Source organism: Sphingobacterium sp. CZ-UAM (assembly GCF_002000245.1).
GTDB lineage: Bacteria > Bacteroidota > Bacteroidia > Sphingobacteriales > Sphingobacteriaceae > Sphingobacterium.
On sequence record NZ_MTCM01000009.1, the window covers coordinates 102223 to 118506 of the forward strand.

Here is a 16284-nt window from a genome sequence, read left to right on the forward strand (position 1 = left end):
TATAAACTTACGTAAAATTACGGATCTACTGTACGCTAAAATTGTTTTGATAAAAAGAATTTCAGGATGGTCTTTTCGAATTGCAACAGCAAGGATTTTGGGATGTTCGATAGGAATAAGAACAAAAAAAGCAGTTATTTTAAAAATAACTGCCTCCAGAACTTGCTCTTTTTGTCAATTTGAGGTCTTGCAGGATCGATGCTTTCGCTCGTATGGTGACATTATAGCTTCGATATCGTCCAAATGGCATCCATCCAAAGGACATATCCCAACAGTGTAAATCTCTATAGATATTGAAGGAAGTCATGACAACTTCTTTTTGCTTGAAATCGTAGCCTGATTGAAAGGTGACTTTCCATTTAGGGGTAACACTAAAATCCCCATGCAAATTCAGTGTGCTGGTGATCTGATTGTCCATACGTCGCGTACTGGAATTAAAGAACTTGGACATATTAAAACTGAATGAAGCGGCCAGATTCCAGGGAATGTTAAAGTCCACAAAAGCATTGGGGTCGGAACTGATCCGGGCCAAAGCCTGCGCCTGGGCTGGAGTCATCCCAGTACCGGACATTTCTTTTCTTAAGGAATCTATATTGTTATTACGGGATTTGGCCGCTTTTGGATTTAAACTATAGTCAAAGGAAAGACCAAAATTCGTCAGGCGGGCCAAACTTCCATCTTTGATCGCATAGCGGTTGATACGGGTACCATTATTATCGACAGCATAGGGATCAAAGGTACCGTTGAAATTTACGTTCATCTTCTGATCGAAAAATGCTGTACGCCCCGAAAAAGTTATCGGCGACAGTTTCAACGAATCTGCAACAAAATTGTAATTTCCGCTAAAAGTTAACCCTTGGAGAATCGGGATCTTTTTGACCCCGCCATCGGTCGTATCGGATTTGCTCTTCACCTTGGCCTCAATATTGTTGTCTATTGAGAAACCTATGCCAGCAGATTTTCCGGCAGAAGGCGAACCATATAAACCTTGTGCAAAGATGGAGTATACATTCCGGTTGCCATATTGGTCGTTGTAATGCTGATAGAATCCGTAACGTGGATCGGAGAAATCTGGTCTATAGTTAAAATTGATAGACGGTGTGACCACATGTCTGATTGCTTCAATTTTCCCGATCTTTGGATAGCTACCATATATTTTGGTTGAAAGACCGGTAGATATCGAGTAATCGTAAGCGCGGTTAAATCCTTGTAGGGTATCAAGCCGTTGTTTATAACCCGCAGGCGTGTTATCAATACGTTGTCTGGTGCTTTGTAGGTACCAACGTTCGGTATAGTTCACGCTGGTGTTGAACTGGAAGTATTTAAAAGCGTTAAGCGATAAACTGATCGGAATGTTATGCTGGAAACCATTCTGAAATCTTTTGAAACCGCCCGAACTAAACAATAGGCTGTCTTTGGTATTGACCGTGTTTTGCGCCTGAAAGCTGTAGCCAACATTAATACGTTGGTACCATTTCTGTTCGCCGACACGATCTTTGCTGTCAAAGGGGTTGAACGAAGAAACGTTTAAGCTGATATTGGGTAAGCTTAATTGAATACTTCTGTCCGCCATATTTTGACTGTGGGTCAAACTTGCTGTTAGGTTAACTTTTCCATCGGCAAACACTTTTCCGTAACTGATGGATGATCCCATCCTATTCTGGGCCAGATTTTCGTAGGTGGTTTGATTACTTCCGGTACCTGTGTTGCGGAAATAGGAGGCCGTACCGAAGTTTACACTGGCGGAGAAAGATGTTCCCGGATTCGCTTCCTGACGTTGAGTGTGGTTCCAGGTGACGTTAAAGTCTTTATTGGAACCGTAATTTTTTGTTCCTTCCACCCCTGTTTTGGTGTTAGCGTAGCGGATATTAAATCCCCCGTTAAATTTATAATTAACAGTATAACGGGTATTCATGGATACTTCCCATGAACCTTTTGAAAACAGTGATCCTCTAATTTCGCTGTCCCAATAATCGTTGAATGCGAGATACCAACCAATATCACGCATGGAGAAGCCCCGTGTATAATCCTCCCCAAATGAAGGGAAGAGGAAGCCTGAGGCTCTTTTATCAGGTTTTGGGAAGAAGGCAAATGGGAAGGCTACGGGCATGGGCACACCCATTACAACTAGATATGCGGGACCGGAGATAATTTGATTTTTGGTCACAATTCCTTTCGATATATGTATACCGAAATGGGTATGTGGTTCAGGTAAATTACAGGTACTGTAGAGTCCTTTGTAGATGGACATCTCATCATAAATATTCTTTCGGACGATATTGGCCTGGATAAATCCACCATCGACCTCCGTCATAATGCCATAAGTATTCCCTTCCTGTTTTTCGTAATCATAATAGAGGGAATCTACCGTTTTGGGAGATTCGCCATCTCCCATAATGACGATAGGACGACCTACATATTTGCCGTTTTTATCATAGATCCCCGATGCGAAAATCTTTTTTTGATTGCGATCGAGGCGAATATAATCTGCTGAAAGTTCAAAATTCTGATACTTCACTTTGGCGCCACGGTACAAGTGGCTAATATTCTTTGCCACTTCTGATTTTTGCGAATCTACTGCAATAATGCTGACCTCAGCCTGCAATCCGCCGCCCTTTTTCTTGGTGGTATCCTGCCCGGATTTCGTGGAATCGACAGGTTTAATTTTAGTTGTGTCCTGCAGTTTACTGGTCGTCGAGACCGGGTCCTTACTTTGAAGTCCGTTCTGTTTTAATGGAATATTGCTCTGAGCGAATGCTGAATTGCCCATTGCAAGAATGATAAATAGTGTTAAAATGTTGATTAACGACTTCAAAATTAAAGACAAATGTTATTTTTGTGAAATAATGTTAAACTTCGAAGGACAAAATTAGTCAAAAAACAAATAGAAAATATGTTAAATATCGTTATCTATTAAAGAAATAATATTGACTCATTTTGTTTCGTTTATAGTAGAGCAAATAATTATTCAATGAAATCAGATTTAAGAATTAGAAAATGGTGTAGCATCGTGTTTGCTACTTTGGGATTTTTTTTATTGAATTCTTTCAAATTAAACAACGGTCAACCCCAACCACCCGACTATCAGATTAAAACTATTGTTATAGACGCAGGGCATGGTGGGAGAGATACCGGTGCGCAGGGACGTCGATCCCTAGAGAAGAATGTCGCTTTGGATGTTGCGCTAAAGCTCGGGCGACAAATTCAAAAAGATATTCCGGGAATCAAGATCATTTATACACGAACTACCGACGAATTCGTGGAATTGTATAAACGTATTCGTTTAGCGAATGCGAATAAAGCGGATTTATTTATTTCCATTCACTGTAATTCAGGTGGATCCAGTGCGCATGGTACAGAAAGCTTGGTGTCTGGTTCACATCGTTTAGGGCAACAGGATGCTGCTGTGCGCGAGAATGCATCGTTATTACTCGAATCAAATTACAAAGAAAATTATCAGGGATTTGACCCTAAAGACCCTGAAAGTGCAATTATTTTTTCCTTGATGAAAAACAGATTCCGTGAAAAAAGCATCCGTTTGGCACAGATGATCGAAGGGGAGTATGTGAAAGCTGGAAGACATAGCCGCGGGTTTTGGGAAAAAGGTTTAGCAGTATTAGCAGAGGCAGGGATGCCCGCTGTTCTGACAGAAATCGGATTTATCAGTAATCGGGAAGAGGAAAGCTACCTACTATCAGATGAGGGGCAACAAGAAATTGTCAATAATCTGGTTTCAGCTTTAAAAATCTATAAAAATTCTGTTGAACGCTAAACAGATTTGCTTTTATGCTGTTTTAAAGTTATATTAATGATGCACATTACAAAAAGAAAGATTTGTGAAAATATCAAATGAAACCAAAGTCGGCATATTAGCAACAGTTGCGATCGCGCTATTATTTATAGGGTATAGTTTTCTAAAGGGAAACGACGTTTTCAGTAGCGATAATACATTTTATACCACTTATCCCACAGTGGACGGATTGACTCCTTCGAAGCCTGTTTTAGTTAATGGTTATCAGATTGGACGAGTGTCAAAGATGATCTTACAGCCAGATGGTAAAATAAAAACAGAATTTAAGATCCATTCCCATTATAATATTCCTAAAAACACTATTGCCCGTATTTCCAGTACAGATTTGCTGGGGGGCAAGGCAATTGTTTTTGATATGGGAAATAGTACAGAAATGGCCAAAGATGGTGATTTTCTAAATTCAGGCATTCAACCGAATATCATGGATAAAGTTGAGCCCATTCAGAAACGCATTGAAACAATTACAATCAAATTGGATTCTACATTGTCAGTAGTTAACGCCGTGTTAGATAAGCAATTCCAAGACGATTTTAAGAATAGTATTCATAGTATTTCTACGTCTCTGAAAAATGTGGAGGGAATTACAAAAGATGTAGAGGGACTTGTTGGAACCGAAAAGGGAAGACTAAATAGAATTATGGCCAATCTGGAATCGATCACGTCCAATTTTTCACAAAATGGTGAGAAAATCAATGCAATAATGGCTAACCTGAACAATATAACGGATAAAGCGGCGAGACTGGATTTTGAACAAACCATGAACAAGGTAAATACCGCGATGTCCGATTTCCAGCATATTACAAACAAGATCAATAGTGGCAAAGGTTCAATTGGTTTATTGCTTAATGATGAAGAATTATACCATAATCTGAACAGTGCGTCTAAAGAAATGGATAATCTGATGAAGGATGTTAAGGAGAAACCGGGGAAATATATCAAGCTTTCTATTTTCGGAAAAAAAAGTGAAAACTAGATTTTTTGACAGATATCCAGCTTTATAAAAAAAACACCGGCTATGTTTATAGCCGGTGTTTTTTTATAAGGTTTCCTTAAGCCATGTAAAGAATTCTCTTTGCCAGACCTGAGCATTGTGTCCTGATAGTACCCAATGGTTTTCATCAGGGAGATAAACAAGTCTGCTCTTTATTTTTTTCAACTGAGCAAGTTGAAAGGCTGCTAAACCCTGTCCTATTGGAACACGGTAATCTTTTCCGCCTTGAAAAATCAGAATAGGCGTATGCCAGTTGTTTGCTTTTTCAATCGGATTAAACTGCGTATAGGATTTTTCGTTTTTGCTATCCCAATAGGCACCGCCCAATTCATGATTGGCAAAGAACAGTTCTTCCGTCGTGCCATACCAACTTCTCATATCGAATAAGCCGTTATGTGCAATGAATGTTTTGAAGCGATTTTGATGTACTCCGGCTAACTGGTAAACGGAATAACCACCATAACTTGCGCCAATTGCTGCTCTACGCGCTGTATCTACATATGTTTCTTTTGATATGTCATCTATAGCAGATAAATAGTCTCTGATCGGCTGTCCGCCCCAATCCTGGGAAATCGCTTCATTCCATTTTACTCCCCAACCTGGCATACCTCTACGATTTGGCGCGATAACAATGTATCCTTGTGAGGCAATTAATTGCAGGTTCCAACGGAAAGAATAAAATTGCGTGAGCGCAGATTGAGGACCGCCTTCACAGTAGAGTATAGTGGGGTATTTTTTTGCGGGATCAAAATTTGGGGGGTAAATTACCCACGAAAATAAATCAGCTCCGTCGGAGGCTTTTGTAATACGTCTTTCAATTTTGTTTTCCGCAATTGCAGCATACTTGTCGTCATTGACCTTGGTGACTGCGGTCAAAGATTTGTTTTTGAGATCAAAGCTAAAGACTTCGGTCGCACGTGTGAATTTGGTCAAAGTAACAATCAGCTTATCTCCGGTTTGACCAACAATCCCCGTAATATCAAAGTCTCCTGTTGAAATTTGTTGGATCTTTGGAAGGCTTTTCGACTTTATATTCGAAGGGACTTCTAATTCAAATAACTGCACAGTGCCTTTAGTGGCAGCGGTAAAGTATATTTTGCGATTATCATTGCTCCAGATAAAACTGTTGACGGTACCATCCCAGTGTGCTGTTAAATTTAATCGGATTGAACTGGTTTTATCAAATAGGATGATGTCGTTTTTGTCAGACTCATAACCATCGGTTTTCATACTGAGCCAAGTTAAACTTTTACCATCTGGAGAATAAGCTGGTGCAATGTCATAGCCGTTCATGCCTTCCGTTAGATTAGTGGTTGTACCAGAAGACAATTCATAACGATAAATATCTGTGTTGGTACTCACGGCATAATCTGTCCCGAATTTTTTCTTGCAAACATATAACACGGCTTTGCTGTCGGGTGACCAAATGAAATCTTCTGCGCCACCGAAAGGAGCCTGTGGACTATAATAGGGTTGATCCTTCAGTAAATCAATAGGCTCTCCTATTTTTCCATTGCTATAGCTAGCAACAAAGGGATGATTAAATTTTCCATCGTTGAATGTGTCCCAATGTCTGTAATCCAAGTTGTCATAAATATAAGCATCTGATTTCGACAGTTCCGGATATTTATCAGTACTGTGGTATTTTTTGATTAATACAGCTTGGCTAAAAAGAATATACTTTCCATCTGGCGAAAATATAACATTTTCAAGGGACATTTCACCAGATGTCAGCTGAGTTGCCTCCCCCTTTGTCAGATTTTTTTTCCACAAATGGCCTTTCGATAGATATATAACATCGCCATTTTGTTCGATCTGGATTACAGCTTCGCCTCCTTTTTGATCCGTAAATTGACCACCGGCACCATTGGCCAATGAAATGGTATAAAGATTCTTCTCACTCGTATTGCTTTCTAAGTTGTAATTGGAAACACCGTACAGCAATGTCTTACCATCTGAAGAAAGTCCTTCAGCTGATACACGTCCGAGATCCCAAAGTGCGCTGGGGCTAATAGGTTGTGGTGTTTCAGTAACCGTCTTTAAACCGGATTTTCCACCTTTGCTTTCTTGCGCATTGCTGAGGTTGCATGCCATAATCGCTAATGTAATTATTGTAAGTTTTTTCATATATATTGCTGAAAAATGTCCTCGCAAGTTACATATTTTGCCACTAAAAGCTAAGCAAAGGATAAAAATAGCCGTCTTATTTGGTAAAAAGACGGCTATTTATTTGAATAAGTTTATTTCTTGAGCAATATGTTGATAATTACCCAATAGATTTTGAGATGTTGTTTATTGATCAGCATGGTTATTATCAAATTGATACCAATTTATTTTTGTGGAAACGCGCATCAGGATTGCCAAAATAATAAAGATACCGATCGTTCCGGCGATAAGTGAATAATCTCTAAGTTGCATGAGCACGTAGATAAATACATAGAATGTGCCTAAAATAGATCCAAGCAAAAGCGCAGATTTAAAATCTTTTGTAATCGCCTTAATAAAACTTCCAATGAGAACAACTGTGGCAACTGAAGCAATTAGATAAGCGGGGTTAAAACCGATATGTTCTGATAGTGCTAATAGAAGGGTATAAAAGAGTACCATGGCCGCTCCGATCAATACATACTGGATGATATGGATTCTTTTTTTCTTGATGATTTCGGTGAATAGGAGTGATGTGAAGGTCAAGAGGATGATCAAAATGCCATATTTGGCTACCCGAGTCGTTTTTTGGTAGTTATTGACGTCTGGCAGAAAATTTATAGTAATCATATCTGAATTGAGCAACATGTCACTGGGTACTTTTGTGTCGGCGGCGGTAGCTGCTGTGGGCTGAGGGACCTCAACTTCATCGGTCACAATGCTCTTATTTTTTTCAAAAATATAGATCGGGTAGATATCTCCTGACCATTGCTGGGGCAATTTGCGACTAAACGACGGGATCTCCCAGGATGCCGAAAAATTGCTGTTACTGACGGAGCGTTTGCTTGGTAAGAACGCTCCAGTGAAACTCGGGTTAGCCCAATTTCCTTTTGCAGCAATATTTGTTTGGTCACCCAATGGGACAAAATTGAGGGATTTTGAGCCTTTTAAATCAAGTGTGATTTTGAAATGGCTCTCACTTTGGGGATTGATGGCGATAGGGCAGACCAAATTCTGATTAAATAGTTTGAGATTGTTAAAATCTGGATCGAATGTTGACTCCAGGTCATTCCATTTGAGCGAAGGGCGTTTGCCTAATCCCTTAAAATCTTGTATACCAAACACCAATCTACTTCCTTTCCAGTCAATCTTTTCGATTGGAATTTCCAACTTTGTTAGATCGATTTTATTAAAGCTGCCCTCTATCAAAATGTGGCTATTATATACGACTGTGTTGTATATTCCTCTGGAAAGATGCTGCGGACTGATATCCGTGCTGATATTGGAACTTTGGGGCAGGATAAATATCCATTTTGTCTGTTTATATTCCAATGTTGCTGGACTTTTACTTTTTTCAGCTTGCTTCTGAACAATTTCGTTGTATGGAATTGCGATGACTGGGCCGGAAATAACTTGTTCCTGCCCCCAATTGAGTGCGATACCATCAGATACACTTTGTTCACGAGTTTTACGCTCTTGGATCAAATCACTAATCATTGCAAGTGGTATGAGCAGGAGCAGTGAAAGAAATAGGATGACAAATAATTTTAGGACAGTTGAGTTGCTAATTTTGTCAAAAAGCGAATGCTGCTCTGTGGCAAATGCGCTTTTAGTTAGATTATGGTTTTCCATGATTTTATTTGTTTAAGTCTAGTTGAATATTTTTACTATATAATGCAATTTGGAGTTCGGTTAGCTGATAATGAAGTATCTCTTTGAATTCTATATGATAAAACTTTTGCAGGGATCGACCTTTTTGGAACGTTTTCTTATAATATTTAAAATGTTCTGGAAAAAGGATACCGCCAATAGCAATCATGCCCAATAAATAGAGGCTGATTTTACCGTTGCCCAACAAAAGGTACTGCATGGCTATTTCATCCTGGATTTCAGTTCCTGTTTCCGTTATAATATGGAACACATCGTGATTTTCCAATTTTGGCATGACATCAAACCCCTTATTCGCATAAAACAGGCCTAAACTATGGCCAACACTCCCGATGGGGTAGGTCAAAAATTCCTCCTTAGTGATTCCCCATGCTTTCTTGTTCCATTTGAAAATATCTGCATACAATTTGGAAGACCAGTTGTAGAGATGGAGCATGAGTTTTAATCGAATTCCTTTCATTTTTTTCTTGTTTTAAAAGTACTTTGGTTTTCAAAGTAAATGGATAAAAAAATTATTTATATTGTTGTTTTATTAAATTTTCTAGTGCAACTAGGTGGTTTTCAAATGCTTTTAGTCCTTTAGATGTTCTTTTGTATTTGGTGTTGGGTTTTCGGTCGACGAAACTTTTTTCTACGACGATATACTCTTCCTTTTCCAAAGTTTTGAGATTGGACGCTAGATTTCCATCTGTTACTTCCAATACTTCTTTGAGGGAATTGAAATCATATTCTTCATTCACTGCAAGCACGCTCATAATTTGTAAGCGGACTCTATTCTCGAATACTTTGTCATATAAGGAAAGATCTAATTTCACGATTCGTACTTTTTGTAAACGATAAAACCATAGATGATATGTAACACACCAAATCCTAATCCCCATAACATCAGTCCGTGGTCTGGAAGACACAATGCCATTAAGCCTAAGCATATTTCCAGTATGCCTAACCATTTTACCTCCGAGAAGGTATAGATACTACCGGCAGCTAGAGCCAGCCCATAGAAAATCAGCAGCATCCCAGCGATCAAAGGATAGTAACCCTGAAAAAATAGGACTAATGCCAAAAAACCTCCAGCTATTAAAGGAATTGAAACTGCAAATAAAAGAGATTTGCTGGTAATGTTCCAAATAGACTGCTTATTTTTCTTTGCTTTCTTGCGAGCCATGATCCATCCTGTCAGCAGTGAGAGCGTGAGTATCAGTATAGCAACGATTAGAAATAGGGAGGGAACAGCCAGATGGAGTGACTCGATAGCGGTGTCGGGGCTAGTCGTCATATAGTAGCCCAGCGAAGTTCCTAATAATGCATAGCATCCGATAAGTACACCTGATAAGCCGCTTATTGAAACAAATTTGGAGGATTTTTCCATCAATAATCTGATCTCTCCAAGCTCTTTAAATAAATCTTTCTGTTCCATAAAAGTACTTTGATATTCAAAGTAAATGAATAATAATGAATTATGCAAGAGGTAGAATGAATATTGAAAAAAAATAAAAAAAAGAGTGAAAAATACTTGCAAGATATAGGTTTGGTTTCTATCTTTGTGGCATCAAAAGAAATCCTAATGCGGAAGTGGCGTAATTGGTAGCCGCACCAGACTTAGGATCTGGCGCCGCAAGGCGTGGGGGTTCGAGTCCCTTCTTCCGCACTTGATGTCCTCCCGAACTTAAAACCTCGGGAGGATTTTTTTATGAATGCGATATAGCTAAAAAGAGTATGAATATTTCACACGAGAATGTAGATGCAATCAATGCGGTAATCAACGTCGCATTAGCACCTGAAGATTATAATCCTCAAGTCGACAAAGAGATTAAAGCGCAAGCTAAAAAGGCAAAATTACCAGGTTTCCGTCCAGGTCAAGTTCCGGTGGGACATATCAGACGTACCTATGGTAAATCCATTTTATTTGATGAGATCAATAAATTGGTGAACGATAAAATCACAAATTATATTTCAGAAAATAAATTAGAGGTTTTAGGTCAACCACTTCCTTTGGAAGATGATGCGCAATATAGCTGGGACTTTAAAGACAATTTCAATTTTAAATATGAGATCGGTCTAGCTCCTGCTTTTGATTTGCCTTTTACAGCTGAGACTGAATTTACTGCTTACGAAATCAAAGCTGATGAAGAGACTTTAGCGGATCGTATCAAAAACTTACGTCGTAGCTATGGAAAGATGACCAACCCGGAGGTATCTGAAGAAGGTGATGTATTATATGCTACCTTAAAACAAGATAAAGAGGAAGGTCTGGAGAAAACAACGTCAATCCGTACGGATATCGTTGAAGACGCTAAAATCAAAAAGTCTTTAGTAGGTCTTAAAAAAGATGATACAGTAAAAATTGATGTTAAGAAAGCTTTCAAAACAGAAGATTTAGCACGTATCTTGGGTATTACGGAAGAAGAAGCAACAGCTTTGGATGTAACTAAATTTGAGCTGACTGTTAAAAACATCAACCGTTTAGAGGAAGCTGATCTTAACCAAGAGTTTTTCGATAAATTGTTCGCTGAAGGTGAAGTAACTGAAGAAGCTCAATTTACTGAGAAAGTAAAAGAAGAAGTGGAAAACTTATTCAAACAAAACTCGGATCAAAAATTACGTAACGATATGTATACTTTTGGTATGGAGAAGGTTGACGTAACTTTCCCTGAGGAGTTTTTGAAAAGATGGTTGAAAGCAACTAATCCTAGCATTTCTGACGAAGAACTTAATGAAGGTTTTGCTGATTTCTTAAACAACCTGAAATGGACAATCATTGAAAACCGTGTTGTTACTGAAAACGGCCTTGAAGTTAAATATGATGAAGTAATCAATTTAGCGAAAGAACGTATCTACGCACAGATCAAAATGTACAATATCAACGAGGAGCCTTCTGACGAGCAATTGAACCAATTTGCAATTCAGTTGTTACAAGACAGAGAGCAAGGTAACCGTTTGTTCGAAGAAGCTAAAGCTTTGAAAGTATTTGATCATTTAAAAGGTTTGGTTAAATTGAACAGTAACGATATCGAATACAAAGAATTCGAAAAATTGGCGTAAGCAATTTTGACTATAAAAAAAGCCTTCCAAGTTCTTGGAAGGCTTTTTTTATGTCTTCGACGAAAGGATAGCAATATAATTATTGTATTTGTTTTATAAAGATTCCATCATAATAGCAAGTACGCTGCTATAGCTTTACCATTTTATAACCAGTGGTTTATTCTACTGTTTGTTAATGGCCGGGTATCTTTGAAGTTTATTCCTATTTCAATAGGCTATGGTTAATTGGGTTGTGCTTTTTTTGTCTCTGTTTGTGTTGGAATAAAAAAGTTGTTCTTCTTTCCCAATGGAAATAGTCTTTTCAGGAACTCAGAAAAGGTGTTAAATTCCTGCCGATATAGTAGACCAAAGGCACTGATATATTCCCCGTCATTTGGGCTAAGAAGGAAATTTCTTGTGTTTAAACGGTTAGACGCCCTGAGGACAAGACGCCCGTCTTTACGCAAGTAGAATAAGGCTTCTGCATCAGTTGAAACACGATCTGAGAATACATTCAGATCTGTTAAGGCCTGATTCCGACGATCTGAAATTCCACCAGTGAGCACCAGTCTGTCATTAAATAAACGAAGGGAAGCAGAGGCATCATTCAATGACTTGATATTGATATCAAAGAAATTGATGTTGAGAGATTGCGCGATTATATTATTGATCTGATTGAATGCAATTTCAGTACCCGCAGATAGTAATGTGTTATTTACTTCTTTACCAAAATCACTTTGTGTGCCAGGTGTAAAGCTACGTCTGACAATTAAACTGAGTGCCTGTTGGTTAACATTATTGGCATCGGAAAAATAGCCTTGCAATTCATCCTTAACGCCAGGGTTTTGTGGGAAATTGATGTCAAAAGTAATATCGGGCTGGCTCAACTGGCCTTTTAAAATCATGTCTGCTTGCGCTAATACACGCTCAGGGTTTTCTTCTCTTCCCGCGGCATTATATAACGGAGCTAAACTTGTTCTTTGTTGATAAATCGCATTAATATTGATATTGGCTTCCGCTGGATTTCCTGCCCATCGGATAGTTCCGCCCTCCTTTAAGTCAAATATTTTGTTGATGTAGTCCTGTGCGGTGAAATTAAACTTACCACTGTTTACAATGAAATCTCCGAACATTTCAAAGTCTCCAAGTGAAGATATCCGCATATTCAGGTTGCTATTTCCTTTGCCCGAGAGTTCGCCCATGCTTGAAAAAAGGTTAATTTCGGCATTAGGCGTGATCAGCAGATCCATATTCATTGTCAGACCATCAAAATCCCTTTTCTTTTGATTTTTCTTGATTTTGGTGGAATCTTTTTCAATAAAGTAGATAAAATCACTATCTGAAATCGTGCTGGCACTATTAAAAGGTATATTGATGACCGTGTTTTCCTCTGATTTAGCACGTATGTTTATATTCATTGCTGATGTCAGCCCCTTGAACTGGAAAGTCCCCGAAGCGTAAGCGGTGCCATAATAGGTACTATTGTCTTTTGTTGTTGTATTCAATACCATAAAATTCTTTGCCTCGGCTGTCACATCAATATCTGGATCACTTAGCTTATTGAGATCGACAATACCATCGATGGTTGCTACATTATTTTTTTGATCGTATATTTTGACACCAGTAAGGAAAATTCTGTTGTTGGTCACATTGATCTCTTCGGAAAGACGATAGGGTGTTTTTAGGTAATTGATTACCATTGAGGCATTGTCAAGTTTTCCCGATCCACTAATTTTAGGATGTAGGATATCACCTTCAATATCTAGCTCAGCATTGACCTTACCTTTTATATTTGAAACTAAACTTCGCAAAAACGGTTGGAAAACAAATACATCTGTATTCACCAAAGTCGCCCTTAGGTTGAGTTTATTACTTTCACTTAGGTGGTTGTAAGAGCCGGTTAGCTGCATCAATTTGTCGCCCTCTTCTATTTTGCTGTCGAGTTTTACCAATTGGTTTTCAGGATCATAATTGGCGCTGAGCGCTAATGCTCCTATTGGGATATTGTTGTAAAGAATGGGCGATGTCTTGATGTTGGCAACAATGAATGGAGATTTGAAGACAGAGTTAACCTCGATTTTTCCATTTAAATTTCCAGACAAATTGATGCCATGTGGTTTTGTGATACCATTTAGTGAGCTAAGATTAAAATCTTGGAATCTTAAGTTGATTTGATCTGAAACGTCATTTGATAATATACCATCGATATGGACCTTCTGTTCTGCATGACTTAATGTGAGTCTCTCGAAGTACCATTTACCCTTTGAAATTTTTAGTTGCGCATCATTGTTGACAAGCCATTGCTCTTTGTTGATCAGTATATTGGATGGATAAAAATTGATGAAAGCAGGCTTTGCATGGGCGAATCGGATAACGCCATTGAGATCTAAGCTATTGCTAGCTTCCAATTCTGACATTTTAATGTTGAACTGTAAGCTGTCGTTGACCAAGGTATTTGAAATGTTGACATTTTTGATATAGGTGCTATCTGTAAAATTGATCTGATCTATCGAAGTTTGCAGCTCCATATTTTTTAGGTTGGCATTTTGGTCAATAATCAAATGGGTAAGACGTATGCCGTTGTACTTAAATTCAGGTGCATAAAAATTAAAATTTGCTGTCTGCTTTTCGCTGGCAAATTTCGCGTTCAATGTTGCTCCACTATCTAGGGAGATGTCCTTTCTAAAGAATGTCGCAATAGGGCGGAACGATTTTATGTTGATATTAAGGTCAAAATCCTGCCGGTTAAAATCGTTCTTTTCAAATCCGATAGCAGGAGCATAGCGCATAGCAAGTGCTTTAAAATAGGGAACAATCGTGTTTAGATCTATTCTCCCTTTCAGGTCTATATGACCAATAGCAGACTGCAGGGTTAAGGATCGCGCTTCTTGATCTCCTTCTGCTAGGAAATTGATGTTTTTGATCGCAAATTTCCCTTTGGAGGAGGTAAAACTAACACTATCGGATTTAAATTCTCCTGTAATGTTATTGATATTATCGCCAATTAAGCTCGTATGGAATTTGGTGTCAATAATATTGATCGAGTCACCCTGAAAGAAATTGAGCTTTTTTAAGTTAGCCTGCTGTATATCAGCGTCCAGGTGATAGTTGGGCCGAGCGGACCAATCTACATCTGTTGTGAACTCTAATCTGAGATTTGGATCATGTATTGCTCCCGAACCAAGAAATAATTGTTTGTCTATATTTCCATTAACTTGGATCTGCTGATAGGTGTATTGTTTAAAATTAAAATTTGTGAGGTTGCCTGCAATATTGAGCTTTAAGTGCTTGGGATCAGTACCTATTCCATCGAGCTGTAGATCGAAGCCAGAACTGCCTAGATCCTTTAATTTAGTAGCCTTACCAAGATCAAATTTTGGAGATTGAAATTTACCGGCATATTTTATTTCTTTGCGTATATCCAACGATCCATCAGCAGCGACATCGCCAAGGTCTGTGGTGAAGGTGCCTTTTGTTTTAAACTTATTGTATTGCCCAACTAGATTTCCTTTGAACGTAAATTTATTGAAGAGCGTCACAATCTCAGGAAGTCTAAATTTTTTTAAATTGCCGAGTTCAGCAATAATATTTTTGAGGTCGTTATGTTCAGAGGAAATAAAAACGTTCGGAACGATAAAATTAGTTTTGTTAATATCGGGTAGACCGATAATTTTCAGATCCCCGGTTAATTTGGTATTTTTTCCGATGATTAAATCTACTTGTGAGGCATTGATGGCAGCGACCGTACCTTTAAGCTTTGATTTCTTAATCTTTACATCAAACTTGACCTGATGCATCGGTGATGAAAAGAGGGCAATATCTTCGGAGTGTATGCGCGAATCACGTGCATGTATTTCGACATTGACTTTATGGATAAAGTCTGAAAAATCTGAGAAGTTGTTGTAGCTTAACTTTATATAATCTTTGAATGTGGACCGATTGGTTGTAAGCATGAGATCTTTCAGTTCGATGTTTTTGTTACTTACTGTGACATTTGCGAGAAGCCCTTTAATGACCAGTCCCTTTTTCTCATAAAGATTAAAGGTTTTGACATCAGTGGAGATACGGTTGGAGTCAATTTTTATATTTTTAAAATGTGCATTTAGTTTCGATATACCTAAATCGCCAAAATCAACAACTTTGCTATAGTGTTTTTGTCTGTGATTAATATAGTTGAAGGAGTTATTCCTGACAACAAGTTCTTTAATGTCAAAGATTATATTTTTTGAACTTTTCTTCTTCTCTTTCTTTGGAGGATTGAAATATCGGATTAAAAACGTGATATTGCTGCTATCTTTAAATTGTTCGAAATTACTTTCTGTATTTTCAATTGTCAATTTGTTAACGACTACCTTATTCAATTCTATTAATTGGGACAGATTGACACTTGCTTCTAATTTTTCGGACTTTAGGATTTCTTTACCCTGAGGTGTATAAACCTCAAATCCCTCCATAACAATGGATTTAAAGGGTTTAAAATAAATACTTTTTAAGTTGATTTTAGTGCCCAGCTCATTGGATAGATACGTGATGGCTTTCTGTGCAACAAAATTTTGCACAGGCTTTAGCTGTAAAGATAATGCCAATGCAAGCAGTATAATGAATATACTACCCAGGACTATTGACACTATTTTTATTATTTTTTTGA

10 protein-coding genes and 1 tRNA gene are annotated in these 16284 nt (G+C 38.2%); 4 read left to right on the top strand and 7 right to left on the bottom strand.

Going from position 1 to position 16284, the window contains the following annotated elements; all coding sequences use genetic code 11:
- Window positions 1-139: 139 nt before the first annotated feature.
- Window positions 140-2770 carry a putative LPS assembly protein LptD gene (locus BWD42_RS22930; protein ID WP_077438746.1) on the bottom strand — a complete coding sequence of 877 codons (2631 nt, stop codon included), beginning with the start codon at window positions 2768-2770 and terminating at the stop codon, window positions 140-142.
- Window positions 2771-2971: 201 nt separating this feature from the next.
- On the opposite strand from BWD42_RS22930, the gene BWD42_RS22935 reads away from it, so the two are divergent.
- Both BWD42_RS22935 and BWD42_RS22940 read left to right on the top strand, forming a co-directional pair.
- The gene (locus tag BWD42_RS22935; RefSeq protein WP_077438747.1) at window positions 2972-3772 is read left to right on the top strand and encodes an N-acetylmuramoyl-L-alanine amidase; all 801 of its coding nucleotides are present in this window, start codon (window positions 2972-2974) and stop codon (window positions 3770-3772) included.
- A gap of 64 nt (window positions 3773-3836) precedes the next feature.
- On the top strand, window positions 3837-4784 hold the full coding sequence (locus BWD42_RS22940; protein WP_077438748.1) for an MlaD family protein: 948 nt from the start codon (window positions 3837-3839) through the stop codon (window positions 4782-4784).
- A 63-nt stretch (window positions 4785-4847) separates the two neighbouring features.
- Here the strand turns inward: BWD42_RS22940 and BWD42_RS22945 are convergent, their stop codons facing one another.
- The 5 genes from BWD42_RS22945 to BWD42_RS22965 form a co-directional block, all read right to left on the bottom strand.
- A complete protein-coding gene (locus tag BWD42_RS22945) occupies window positions 4848-6929 on the bottom strand; it encodes a S9 family peptidase (RefSeq protein ID WP_175992134.1) in 2082 nt (693 codons plus the stop codon).
- Between the two features lie 165 nt (window positions 6930-7094).
- Window positions 7095-8579: a cell envelope integrity protein CreD gene (gene creD, locus BWD42_RS22950; protein WP_077438750.1), complete on the bottom strand. Its 1485-nt coding sequence runs from the start codon at window positions 8577-8579 to the stop codon at window positions 7095-7097.
- 4 nt (window positions 8580-8583) lie between these two features.
- Window positions 8584-9075: a Coq4 family protein gene (locus BWD42_RS22955; RefSeq protein ID WP_077438751.1), complete on the bottom strand. Its 492-nt coding sequence runs from the start codon at window positions 9073-9075 to the stop codon at window positions 8584-8586.
- A 52-nt stretch (window positions 9076-9127) separates the two neighbouring features.
- Complete coding sequence (locus BWD42_RS22960) at window positions 9128-9430, bottom strand: winged helix-turn-helix domain-containing protein (RefSeq protein ID WP_077438752.1); 303 nt, start codon at window positions 9428-9430, stop codon at window positions 9128-9130.
- Window positions 9427-10032, bottom strand: a complete 606-nt coding sequence (locus BWD42_RS22965; protein WP_077438753.1) for a hypothetical protein — start codon at window positions 10030-10032, stop codon at window positions 9427-9429. The genes BWD42_RS22960 and BWD42_RS22965 overlap by 4 nt, the downstream gene beginning before the upstream one ends.
- A 149-nt stretch (window positions 10033-10181) precedes the next feature.
- Between BWD42_RS22965 and BWD42_RS22970 the strand changes: the two genes are divergently transcribed.
- Window positions 10182-10263 (top strand) — tRNA-Leu (locus BWD42_RS22970).
- A gap of 68 nt (window positions 10264-10331) precedes the next feature.
- Complete coding sequence (locus BWD42_RS22975; RefSeq protein WP_077438754.1) at window positions 10332-11657, top strand: trigger factor; 1326 nt, start codon at window positions 10332-10334, stop codon at window positions 11655-11657.
- Between the two features lie 221 nt (window positions 11658-11878).
- Here the strand turns inward: BWD42_RS22975 and BWD42_RS22980 are convergent, their stop codons facing one another.
- A complete protein-coding gene (locus tag BWD42_RS22980; RefSeq protein ID WP_077438755.1) occupies window positions 11879-16264 on the bottom strand; it encodes a translocation/assembly module TamB domain-containing protein in 4386 nt (1461 codons plus the stop codon).
- Window positions 16265-16284 lie beyond the last annotated feature (20 nt).